Source organism: Aminobacter sp. MSH1, assembly GCF_003071665.1.
GTDB classification, from domain to species: Bacteria; Pseudomonadota; Alphaproteobacteria; order Rhizobiales; family Rhizobiaceae; genus Aminobacter; species Aminobacter niigataensis.
The window spans coordinates 1,375,931-1,387,570 of sequence record NZ_CP026265.1; the positions used below are offsets into that span (position 1 = coordinate 1,375,931).

At 64.5% G+C, this 11,640-nt stretch carries 10 protein-coding genes and 1 riboswitch; of the genes, 5 read left to right on the plus strand and 5 right to left on the minus strand.

The window, feature by feature from the left end; genetic code table 11:
• Positions 1-187: 187 nt before the first annotated feature.
• On the minus strand, positions 188-1,192 hold the full coding sequence (gene thiB, locus CO731_RS06715) for a thiamine ABC transporter substrate binding subunit (protein ID WP_108609672.1): 1,005 nt from the start codon (positions 1,190-1,192) through the stop codon (positions 188-190).
• 44 nt (positions 1,193-1,236) lie between these two features.
• Positions 1,237-1,357: riboswitch (TPP riboswitch) on the minus strand.
• 104 nt (positions 1,358-1,461) lie between these two features.
• On the opposite strand from thiB, the gene CO731_RS06720 reads away from it, so the two are divergent.
• From CO731_RS06720 to CO731_RS06735, 4 genes are all read left to right on the plus strand, one after another.
• Positions 1,462-2,106: a thiamine diphosphokinase gene (locus CO731_RS06720; RefSeq protein ID WP_108606500.1), complete on the plus strand. Its 645-nt coding sequence runs from the start codon at positions 1,462-1,464 to the stop codon at positions 2,104-2,106.
• 3 nt (positions 2,107-2,109) lie between these two features.
• Entirely contained in the window at positions 2,110-3,924 is a 1,815-nt protein-coding gene (locus tag CO731_RS06725; RefSeq protein ID WP_108606501.1) for an ABC-F family ATP-binding cassette domain-containing protein, read from the plus strand.
• A 62-nt stretch (positions 3,925-3,986) separates the two neighbouring features.
• Positions 3,987-4,229, plus strand: a complete 243-nt coding sequence (locus tag CO731_RS06730; protein WP_108606502.1) for a type II toxin-antitoxin system CcdA family antitoxin — start codon at positions 3,987-3,989, stop codon at positions 4,227-4,229.
• The gene (locus CO731_RS06735) at positions 4,229-4,528 is read left to right on the plus strand and encodes a CcdB family protein (RefSeq protein WP_108606503.1); all 300 of its coding nucleotides are present in this window, start codon (positions 4,229-4,231) and stop codon (positions 4,526-4,528) included. Before CO731_RS06730 ends, CO731_RS06735 begins: the two co-directional genes overlap by 1 nt.
• Before the next feature lie 49 nt (positions 4,529-4,577).
• On the opposite strand, the gene CO731_RS06740 is transcribed toward CO731_RS06735, so the two are convergent.
• Positions 4,578-6,098, minus strand: coding sequence for a hypothetical protein (locus CO731_RS06740; RefSeq protein ID WP_108606504.1), 1,521 nt, complete (start codon positions 6,096-6,098; stop codon positions 4,578-4,580).
• A gap of 73 nt (positions 6,099-6,171) precedes the next feature.
• Positions 6,172-7,470: an adenylosuccinate synthase gene (locus CO731_RS06745; protein ID WP_108606505.1), complete on the minus strand. Its 1,299-nt coding sequence runs from the start codon at positions 7,468-7,470 to the stop codon at positions 6,172-6,174.
• Between the two features lie 196 nt (positions 7,471-7,666).
• Here CO731_RS06745 and CO731_RS06750 point away from each other — a divergent pair, with 196 nt between their 5' ends.
• Positions 7,667-8,599 (plus strand): DMT family transporter, encoded by a 933-nt coding sequence (locus CO731_RS06750; protein WP_108606506.1) that lies wholly within the window; start codon positions 7,667-7,669, stop codon positions 8,597-8,599.
• A gap of 67 nt (positions 8,600-8,666) precedes the next feature.
• On the opposite strand, the gene serA is transcribed toward CO731_RS06750, so the two are convergent.
• Positions 8,667-10,265, minus strand: a complete 1,599-nt coding sequence (gene serA, locus CO731_RS06755; RefSeq protein WP_108606507.1) for a phosphoglycerate dehydrogenase — start codon at positions 10,263-10,265, stop codon at positions 8,667-8,669.
• Between the two features lie 173 nt (positions 10,266-10,438).
• Positions 10,439-11,614 (minus strand): phosphoserine transaminase, encoded by a 1,176-nt coding sequence (locus CO731_RS06760; protein WP_108606508.1) that lies wholly within the window; start codon positions 11,612-11,614, stop codon positions 10,439-10,441.
• Between the last annotated feature and the right edge of the window lie 26 nt (positions 11,615-11,640).

The following is an 11,640-nucleotide window of genomic DNA, read 5'->3' on the forward strand; positions in this document are numbered from 1 at the left end:
CCCCCCTCTGTCCTGCTGGACATCTCCCCCACAAGGGGGGAGATCATCTGCGTCGCTGCGTCCGCTCCTACTTTGCAATCCCAGCTTGGCGGGGGCCAAGCCACTGCCAATCTCCCCCCTTGTGGGGGAGATGTCCGGCAGGACAGAAGGGGGCGACGCAGGGCGTTCACGCTGGAGCTTTTCGTGCTTACTTGCTCATCACGCCAAGCCACTCGTCGACCCAGGCCTTGCGGTTGGCGGCGACTTCGTCGGCGCTGAAGATCAGCGTCTTGGCCGGCTTCACAAGCTTGTCGAAGGCCGGGTTGAGCGGCTTGTCGGTCTTGCCAGCGGGCAGCATCCAGTTGGTCTCGGGGATGACGTCCTGGAAGCCGGGACCGGTCATGAAGGCCATGAACTTCTCGGCCAGCGGGTTCTTGGCGCCCGTCGTGGTGATGCCGGCAACCTCGATCTGCAGATAGTGGCCTTCTTCGAAGGACGCGGCCTGGTAGCGCTCGGATTTGTCCGCGACCATATGGTAGGCGGGCGAGGTGGTGTAGGACAGCACCATCGGCGCTTCGCCCTTGGTGAACAGGCCATAGGCCTCGCTCCAACCCGGCGTGACCGTCAGCACGCGGCCCTTGAGCTTGGCCCAGGCTTCCGGTGCCTTGTCGCCATAGACCGACTTGACCCACAAGAGCAGGCCGAGGCCGGGCGTCGAGGTGCGGGGGTCCTGGATGGCGATCTTCTGCTCAGGGTCGCCTTCGACCAGCTCCTTGAGGCTCTTCGGCGGGGTCTTCAGCTTTTCGGTGTCGTAGACGACGGCGAAATAGCTGTAGTCGTAAGGCACAAAGGTATCGTCCTTCCAGTCGCCCGGCACCTTGACGTTTTCGCCCACCGAACCGTGCGGCGCAAACAGACCGGTCGCCTTGGCCTCGGCGGTCAAATTGGTGTCGAGGCCGAGCACGATGTCGGCCTTGGTGGCCGCACCCTCGAGCTTGACGCGGTTGAGCAGGGCAACGCCGTCGGCCACCGAAACGAAATCGACCTCGCAGGTGCATTCGGCCTCGAACGCCTTCTTGACCTGCGGGCCGGGGCCCCACTCGGCGGTAAAGCTTTCGTAGGTGTAGACGGTGAGCTTGCCTTCGGCTGCGGCCGGGAAGGCAATAGCGGCGAGCGCCAGGGCGGAAGTCAGGGACAGAACGGGCGAGCGCATCGGCGCCTCCTTCATTGGTGTTGAAAGGGAATTTGAAGCGCCGGGCGTCCGAAGCATCTAATCCCTCCGCCGGTACAAACCGGATCAGGTTCAGCGGGTTGGCCGGAACTCTCCATGCCTCTCAGCCTGCCCGCTTGCGCGTGACAGGCACCCCGTTAGAGCGGTCCCACAAATAGAGCCGCGCGGAAGGCCGCGCAAGCAGTAGTTTGCCGGCCACGCGCCGCCTCGCGGCCTTCCGTTTCGGCTGCCGGGCTGGTAATGCGCTTGCCATGACCCGGTTCACCCTACTTCTCGGCGGCGAGCTCTTCCGCACGCCGCGCCTCGACCGTCAGGTCGCGGGCAGCCGCGTCATCGCGGCCGATTCCGGTATCCGTCATGCCGCAACGCTCGGTCTGCTGCCGGAACTCTGGCTCGGAGACTTTGACTCGGCGCCCGCCGAGATCGACCCGAGCTTCGCGTCCGTGCCGCGCGAGATATTTCCCGCCGACAAGGACAAGACCGACGGCGAACTGGCGATCGCGGCTGCGCTCGCCCGCGGAGCAACCTCGCTGGTGCTGGTCGGTGCCTTTGGCGGAGCTCGTGCCGACCACGCCTTTCTTCATCTCGCGCTGGCGCTGCGCCTTGCCGAAGCAGGCACGGAGGTTCTGTTGACCAGCGGCCGCCAGGAGGCACATCCGCTTTTGCCCGGCACTTCCGACTTCGACTATGAAGACGGCACGCTGTTTTCGGTGCTCGCCTTCTCCAAGCTTTCCGGCCTGACCGAAGAGGGTGCCAAATGGCCGCTCGACAGCGTCCAGGTGCCTTTCGGCTCGTCGCTGACGCTTTCCAACGAAGTGCGCGGCAGTTTGCGCGTCTCGCTAGGCAGTGGCCGTGCGCTGCTCCTTGCCCATCCCTTTCCTGCCTCGGATTTCTGAAACATGGCCCCTCCGCTTCTCAATCTCGATGGCATTCGCCTGACCTTTGGCGGCGTGCCGCTGCTCGACGGCGCGGCCCTGTCGGCCTCGACCGGCGACAAGATCGCGCTTGTCGGCCGCAACGGTTCCGGCAAGTCGACGCTGCTCAAGATCGCTGCCGGCATGGTGGAGCCCACGGACGGCGAGGTCTTCCGCCAGCCCTCGGCGACGATCCGCTATCTGCCGCAGGCGCCCGACATGGACGGCTTTGCCAGCGTACGCGCCTATGTCGAGTCTGGCCTCGGGCCGGCCGACGACGCGCATCGCGCCACCTACCTGCTCGATCACCTCGGCCTCACCGGCGAGGAGCGGCCCGGCGACCTGTCCGGCGGCGAGGCACGCCGTGCCGCACTTGCCCGCGTCATGGCGCCCGAGCCGGACATCCTTTTGCTCGACGAGCCGACCAACCATCTCGACCTCTCCGTCATCGAGTGGCTGGAAGAGGAGCTTATCCGGACCTCCTCGGCGCTGATCCTGATTTCGCATGATCGCCGCTTCCTCGAACGCGTCAGCCGCAACACCGTCTGGCTCGACCGCGGCCAGACGCGCCGGCTCGACCGTGGCTTTGCCCACTTCGAGGAATGGCGCGACCAGATCCTCGAGGAAGAGGAGCGCGACCAGCACAAGCTCGGCCGCCAGATCGTGCGCGAAGAGCATTGGCTGCGCTACGGCGTGACGGCGCGGCGCAAGCGCAACATGCGCCGCTTGGGCGAACTGCAGACAATGCGCCAGAAATTCCGTGGCCATCGCGGAGCCGAAGGGGTGGCGACGATGGTCGCCAGCGATGCCGCAGAATCCGGCAAGCTGGTCATCGAGGCCAAGAACATCGAAAAGAGCTTCGGCGACCTGACGGTGGTGAAGGGCTTCTCGACCCGCATCCAGCGTGGTGACCGCATCGGCCTCGTCGGTCCCAACGGTGCCGGCAAGACGACGCTGCTCAAGATGCTGACCGGCGAGATGGAGCCCGATGCGGGCAACGTGCGGCTCGGCGTCAACCTGGAGATCGCCACGCTCGACCAGAAGCGCGAGGCGGTCGACCCGAACGAAACCCTGACCAGTTACCTGACCGACGGTCGCGGCGAGAACCTCGTCATCAATGGCGAGCAGCGCCACGTCGTGTCCTACATGAAGGACTTCCTGTTCAAGCCCGAGCAGGCACGCACGCCGGTGCGTGAACTCTCGGGCGGCGAGCGCGCTCGGCTGATCCTGGCACGCGTTCTGGCGCGCCCGGCCAATTTGCTGGTGCTCGACGAACCGACCAACGATCTCGACATGGAGACGCTGGAACTGCTGCAGGAACTGGTCGCCGGTTTCGCCGGCACCGTCATCCTGGTCAGCCACGACCGTGACTTCCTCGACCGCACGGTAACCAGCATCATTGCACCCGACAACGATGGCAAATGGGTCGAATATGCCGGCGGCTATTCCGACATGCTGGCCCAGCGCGGCGGCACTAGGCTCGACGACCGCAAGTCGCGCAAGGCGAATGCCGAGACGTCGAGCGCGTCGCGCAGCGAACCCGACGCACCCAAGGCTGCGGCCAAGAAGCTGTCCTTCAAGCAGAAATTCGCTCTCGAAAGCCTGCCCAAGAAGATGGAAGCGGTGACCGCTTCGATCTCGCGGCTGGAAAACCAGATTGCCGATCCGGCCTTCTACGAGCGCGATCCCCATGGCTTCCAGAAGACCATCGCCGCCCTCGACAAGGAACGGGTGACGCTGACAGGGCTTGAGGAAGAATGGCTGGAGCTGGAGATGCTGCGCGAGGAACTCGAAGGTTAGTCCGATTCTTGCTCTCCGTCGGTCATGCGCATATTGTATGTGCATGACCGACGGAGAGTCTCATGCTTCAAAAGGCAGCCAAACCTACGCGCAAACCAACGAATGTGTCCCTCGATTCTAGACTGGTCGAGGAGGCCAAGGCGCTTGGTATCAATATGTCCCAAGCCGCCGAAGCTGGACTGGCGAAAGCGATTTCCGAGGAGAAATCGCGCCAGTGGCTGGAGGAAAACAGGGAAGCCATCGAAAGCTCGAACGAGTATGTGGAACGTAACGGATTGCCGTTAGCCAAGTACCGGATGTTCTGATGGCGCGCTTCGATCTGTATCGTAATGCAGACGCCGACGCTTATTTTCTCGATGTTCAGGCCGATCTACTCCGGCACTTAAACACCCGCGTGGTGGTTCCAATCTTGCCGCCGAACATGGCGCCCAAGCCGGCGCACAGATTGAATCCGATATTCGCGATTGGCGGCAAGGACTACGTCATGGTGACGCAATTCATATCGGCCGTGATGGCTTCCGAGTTGCCTGCGGCAGTCGATAATCTATCGAAACAACACGACAAAATTACCGACGCCCTCGATATGCTGTTCCAGGGCTTCTGACGCGGGACGGCCCGCGTCAGAATTATGCGCACGCTACGGTGCGCCGGCCTTATCCCGCAGCCTTGGCCTGCCAGGCCTTCATCGCGTCTTCGAACACCTTGTCGCCGGGGATGCCCTTTTCCAGCGTGAACAAGGCGCGGCGACCGGACTTGTAGACGACGGGCACGTCGATCCAGCTCTGGCGACGCAGAAGGTTCAGGTTGGCGTCGACTTCGGCCTTGGTGTCGTTGAGCGCGACGAGGAAGAAGCCGTCGGCAATCTTGGCCGGAATGCCGAGCAAGGAGTTGCCGGCGTCCTGTTCGGAACTCTTCATCGCCACACGCAGGATATTCTCGATGCCGCCGCCTTCGAAGCCGTCAGGCGTCAGGAAGATCATTTCGAGGATATGGCTCGCCGGCAGCGTCTTGTCGGCGTTGCGGCGGATGGTCATGCGCAGCTGAATATCCTTGCCCGGGATCGTCGCCTCGGCGCGGATCGCCGGTTCGGGCGGCAGGTCGCCGCCGGGAGATTCCTGCACAACGGTCCAGACGACTGCACCGGGCTCGGCCGACCCCTGCGCTACGTTGGTACGTTCCTCGTAGAAGATCGCCTTCTGTCCGACGGCGATGGGTGCGTTTTCGCTCGTCGCAGGCGGCGTCGGAGCCGTGCCCTGGGCGGGCGGCGTCGCCGGTGTCTCTGGCGCGGGCTGGTCCGGTTCGGGCGGGGTCGCCGGTGCTGCTGGCGGCTGTTGGGTCAACGCGGCGACGGAGGTGCCTTCGCCGACGCCGTTGCTGCCGCTTGCCGGACCCGGGTCGACTTCGTTGCCGTCCGCCGTCATGCGCTGGGTGAACTTGCCCGGTTCGCCACCGGCCGGGGCCTGGGCGTTCTGGCCGCCATTGGCTGGCGGGGGTGTCGCCGCTTCCTTCGCGGGCGCGGTCGCCGCCGGCTTGTCGTCGCTGGAGCCGACGAACGCGTCGCCGTTCGACCACAGTGCATAGCCGCCACCGCCAATCACCACGACTGCAAGTGCAGCGGCAATCAGGCCGCCGCTGACGCGCTTGCGTGGTCTTTGCCGGGTGTTCTGGAATGGATCGACGTCCTCAGGCGCCTCATCGCCGAAACGGTTGTCGCCCTCCGCTTCTGGCGCCCCGTTGCCGAAATCGTGGCTGGCCGAGAAGTCGGGCAGTGGCTCACGTGCCTGCGGTGCATAGGTCGGCGCAGGGACGGCTGCGGGCGACGGCGGCACGGGCGCAACGGGAGTCGCAGGGCGCCGAATCTCCGGCTCGGGCGCGGGCCGGCTGTAGGCCGGCTGGTCCTTGTTGCGGGCGATAGAAGTAAAGACGTTTTCGAGCTCGGCCAGCGGGTCGTCTTCGACCGGCTTTGCGGTGAACGACGCCTCGACGGTGGCGATGGCGTCCTCGAGCGACTTCGTCTGCCGTTCGGCGACGGCGGCAGGCGGCTGCGGGTCGAGGGCGGCAAGCTTGGCAGCGATCGTGCTGCGGGCCTTGTCATATACCCGCGCGCGCATTGCCGGCGTGGTGTCGCCCATGCCATCCAGCGTCTTCTTCAGGACCGCTACGAAGTCTGCCATTCTCTCGTCGACCTATCTTTTCTTCTGGGCCGCGCCGCGTCCGGCAGCTGGCGCCGCCGGAAAGCTGCCAAAACTAGTCTTCAAACGGGTCGGTCACAAGTATCGTGTCCTCCCGCTCCGGGCTGGTGGAAAGCATCGCCACGGGTGCGCCGATCAGCTCTTCGATATAACGCACATACTTCACCGCCTGGGCCGGCAGGGCGTTCCAGCTGCGGGCGCCTGCGGTGGTACCCTTCCAGCCTTCGAGCGTCTCGTAGACCGGCTCGACGCGTGCCTGCGCGCCCTGGCTCGCGGGCAGGTAGTCGATCAGCTCGCCGTCGAGCATGTAGCCGGTGCAGACCTTGATCTCGTCGAGGCCGTCGAGCACGTCGAGCTTGGTCAGCGCGATGCCCTTGATGCCGTTGACGGCAACCGCCTGGCGCACGAGTACGGCGTCGAACCAGCCGCAGCGGCGCTTACGCCCCGTCACCACGCCGAACTCGTGGCCACGGGTGCCGAGGAATTCGCCGATCTCGTTCTGTTGCTCGGTCGGGAACGGGCCTTCGCCGACGCGCGTCGTATAGGCCTTGGTGATGCCGAGGACATAGTTGATCGCGCCCGGTCCGACGCCCGATCCGGCGGCTGCCTGGCCGGCAACCGTGTTCGACGAGGTGACGAACGGATAGGTGCCGTGGTCGATGTCGAGCAGGGTACCCTGCGCGCCCTCGAACAGGATGCGTTCGCCGGCACGGCGCTTGTCGTCGAGTACCTTCCAGACGCGGTCCATGTAAGGCAGGATCTGGTCGGCGATCGAGGTCAGCTCGGCCATGATGGCGTCATGCGTCACTTCCGCATGGCCGAGGCCGCGGCGCAGCGCATTGTGGTGCGTGAGCAACCTGTCGACCTTGTGGGGCAGTGTGTCCAAATCCGCCAAGTCCATCACCCTGACAGCACGGCGTCCCACCTTGTCCTCGTAGGCGGGGCCGATGCCGCGACGGGTCGTGCCAATCTTCGTGCCCGAATTGGAGGCGGCGTCCTCGCGGAAGCCGTCCAATTCGCGATGCAAGGACAGGATAAGCGCAGTGTTTTCGGCTATTTTCAGGCGGTCGGGGCCGATCTCGACGCCCTGGGCGCGGATCTTCTCCAATTCCGCGACGAAGGCGTGCGGATCGAAGACCACGCCGTTGCCGATGATCGACAGCTTGCCCTCGCGGACGACGCCGGAGGGCAGGAGCGAAAGCTTGTAGACCACGCCGTCGACCACCAGCGTGTGACCGGCGTTATGCCCGCCCTGGAACCGCACCACCACATCGGCGCGCTCGGACAGCCAGTCCACGATCTTGCCCTTGCCTTCGTCGCCCCACTGGGAACCGACGACCACCACATTGGCCATGATATTTTCCTTCCGACATCGCGGGCCGGGCCGCGAACAGTGCAAAATGACAGGCCTCTATAACGCCAAGCAATTGCAAGCGCGACCTTTCTTTGCCGCCTCAGGCACAACAAATTCTGCCTTTGGAGGCATTTACTTGCCGGGATCGGCCACTTAGGCCCGGGGCATAGCCTGTCGCCCGCGAAAGTTCGTCCGGATGTTCCGAAATGCCTATGTCCTGCTGTTGCTGACAACCCTGTTCTGGGGCGGCAACTCGGTGGCGGGCAAGCTCGCGGTCGGCCACGTCTCGCCGATGCTGTTCACCACCATGCGCTGGGCCTTCGCTGCCGCCCTGCTCGTCGCCATCGGCTGGCCGCGGCTGCGTGCCGACTGGCCCGTGGTTCGCAAGCATATCTGGGTGCTCGCCAGCCTGGGCGCGCTCGGCTTCACCGTGTTCAACGCGGCGCTCTACACCGCGCTGAATTTCACCACCGCAATCAACACCAGCATCGAGCAGGCGGGCATGCCGATGCTGATCTTCGCCGCCAACTTCCTGCTGTTCCGGATGCGCGTCGCCCCCGGCCAGATCCTCGGCTTCCTGCTTTCGCTGCTTGGCGTCGCGCTGACGGCGAGCCATGGCAACCTCTCGAACCTGGTGGTGCTGGACCTGAATTTCGGCGACGCCCTGATGCTGGTCGCTGTGCTCGTCTACAGCGCCTATACGGTGGCGCTTCGCTTCAAGCCCGACATCCACTGGCAAAGCCTGATGATCATGCTGGCGGCGTCGGCCTTCGTCACCTCGATCCCGTTCACGGCGTGGGAGATCGCCACCGATCGGGTGATTGCGCCCGATCTCTATGGCTGGGCGCTGACCGCCTATGTCGTGGTATTCCCGTCGATCATGGCGCAGATGTTCTACATCCGCGGTGTCGAACTCATCGGCGCCAATCGGGCCGGCTTGTTCATCAATATGGTCCCTATCTTCGGGACGCTGCTTTCGGTCCTGATCCTCGGCGAGGATTTCCAGCTCTACCATGCGCTGGCCATCGCCCTGGTGTTCGGCGGCATCTGGCTGGCTGAGCACAGCGGACGCAAGATGGCGAGCGCCGAGGAGCTGATGGCTCGCAGCGCCGTCGATCGCGGTTCCTGAAAGAAAAAGGCGCGGACCAAGCCGCGCCCTCTTCAGCCTTGGGAGGCAATGCCGTCCAGCCGGTCGATCAGAAGCCGTTGACGTCGAACTGCAGGCGCTTGGCCGAGTCGATCGACTTGTGGTCGCGCACCTTGGCAAGCACGTCCTCGGGGAAGGGCGCATCGAGATAGAGCAGCGCGATGGCGTCGCCGCCCGGGCGGTCGCGGCCAAGCTGGAAGTTGGCGATGTTGACGCCGTTCTCGCCGCAGACGGTGCCGAGCAGGCCGATGATGCCGGGCGCATCGGCATTGGTGGTGTAGAGCATGTGCTGGCCGACCTCGGCATCGAGATTGATGCCCTTGATCTGGATGAAGCGCGGCTTGCCGTCGGAGAAGCAGGTGCCGGCGATCGAACGGGTCATGTGCTCGGTCTTGACCGTCAGCTTGATGTAGCCGTCGAAGACGCCCGACTTGTCGCGCTTGACCTCGGCGACGATGATGCCGCGCTCCTTCACCATGATCGGCGCCGATACCATGTTGACGTCGGAGAGCTGCGGGCGGATCAGGCCGGCAAGGGCAGCGCTGATCAGCGCCTTGGTGTTCATCTGCGCGGTCTGGCCGTCGAACAGGATCTCGACCTCGGTGATCGGGTCTTCCGTCACCTGGCCGACAAAGGCGCCCAGAACTTCGGCGAGCTTGACGAAGGGCTTCAGCCGTGGGGCTTCTTCCGCCGTGATCGAGGGCATGTTGATGGCGTTGGTGACCGCACCCTTGACCAGATAATCGGCCATCTGCTCGGCGACTTGCAGTGCCACGTTCTCCTGCGCTTCCGATGTCGAGGCGCCGAGATGTGGCGTGCAGACCACGTTGTCCATGCCGAACAGCTCGTTGTGCTCGGCCGGCTCGACCTCGAACACGTCGATGCCGGCACCCGCCACCTTGCCGCTCTTCAGCCCGGCGATCAGGTCCTTCTCGACAATCAGGCCGCCGCGGGCGCAGTTGATGATGCGCACGCCGGTCTTCATCCTGGCGATGGAATCGGCATTGATGATGTTGCGCGTCTTGTCGGTCAGCGGCGTGTGCAGGGTGATGAAGTCGGCGCGGGCAAGCAACTCGTCGAGCTCGACCTTCTCGACGCCCAGTTCCTCGGCGCGATGCTCGGAGAGGAACGGGTCGAAGGCGACGACATGCATCTTGAGACCAACGGCGCGGGTGGCGACGATCGAGCCGATATTGCCGCAACCGATCAGGCCGAGCGACTTGCCGGTGATCTCGACGCCCATGAAGCGGTTCTTTTCCCACTTACCGGCATGCGTCGACACGCTGGCTTCGGGGATCTGGCGCGCAACCGCGAACATCAGCGCGATGGCGTGCTCGGCGGTGGTGATCGAATTGCCGAAGGGCGTGTTCATGACGATGATGCCGCGCCGCGAGGCGGCGGGAATGTCGACATTGTCGACGCCGATGCCGGCGCGGCCGATGACCTTGAGATTGGTCGCGGCCGCGATCAGCTTTTCGGTGACCTTGGTCGCCGAGCGGATGGCAAGGCCGTCATACTGGCCGATGACTTCGAGCAGCTTTTCCTTGTCCTTGCCGAGATCGGGAAGATAGTCGACCTCGACGCCACGATCCCTGAAGATCTGGACGGCGGTGGGGGAGAGTTTGTCGGAAACGAGAACGCGGGGCATGGGCAAATCCTCTTGCGATTGGCCTACCTCCCCCTTGTGGGGAGGTCGGTCGCGCAGCGACCGGGTTGGGGGCAAATGGGTGAACGCAGGGATGGGAGCAAAGTCTAATGGATGCACCCCCACCCCGATCCGCTTGCGGATCGACCCTCCCCACGAGGGGGAGGGTAAGACCGTCAGGCCGCGGCCTTGAGTGCGGCCTTCTGATTGGCGAAGGCCCAGTCGAGCCACGGCATCAGCGCCACAAGATCCGATGTCTCGACGGTGGCGCCGGCCCAGATGCGCAGGCCGGGAGGGGCGTCGCGATAGGCGCCGATGTCGAAGGCGACGCCTTCCTTTTCGAGCGCCGAGACCATGCCCTTGGCGAATGCCGCCTGGCCGTCCTTGTCGAGGTTTGCCACCTCAGGATCGACGATAGACAAGCAGACCGAGGTGTTCGAGCGCGTTTCCGGCACGACGGCGAGATGGCCGAGCCAGCCGGCTTCGTTCACGAAGGCGTCGATGGCGGCGAAATTGGCGTCAGCGCGGGCGACGAGCCCGTCAAGCCCACCGACCGACTCGGCCCAGTTCAGCGCATCGACATAGTCCTCGACGCACAGCATCGACGGTGTGTTGATGGTCTCGCCCTTGAAGATGCCTTCGATCAGCTTGCCACCCGAGGTCATGCGGAAAATCTTGGGCAGCGGCCAGGCCGGCTTGTAGGTTTCGAGCCGCTCGACGGCGCGGGGGCTGAGGATCAGCATGCCATGCGCGCCTTCGCCACCGAGCACCTTCTGCCAGGAGAAGGTGACGACATCGAGCTTGGCGTAGTCGAGGCGCTGGGCAAAGGCCGCCGAGGTCGCGTCGCAGATGGTCAGTCCCTTGCGGTCGGCCGGGATGAAGTCGCCGTTGGCGACGCGCACGCCCGAGGTCGTGCCGTTCCAGGTGAAGACCACGTCGCGGTCGAAATCGACCTTGGTCAGGTCCGGCAGCTCGCCGTAGGGCGCCTCGAACTTGCGCACGTCCTCAAGCTTCAACTGCTTGACCACGTCGGTGATCCAGCCGGCGCCGAACGACTCCCAGGCGACCATGTCGACGCCGCGCTCGCCGAGCAGCGACCACAGCGCCATCTCGACAGCGCCCGTGTCGGAGGCTGGAACGATGCCGATGCGATAGCCGGCGGGAACCTTGAGGATTTCGCGCGTCAGCTCGATCGCCTGTTCGAGCTTGGTCTTGCCGATCTTGGCGCGGTGCGAACGGCCGAGCGGTGCGTCGGCGAGGGCCTGGAGCGACCAGCCGGGACGTTTTGCGCAGGGACCTGAGGAGAAATTGGGGTTTGCCGGACGGAGTCCGGGCTTGGCGACGATCGTCATCGTGGTTCTATCCTTCCAGATAGTTG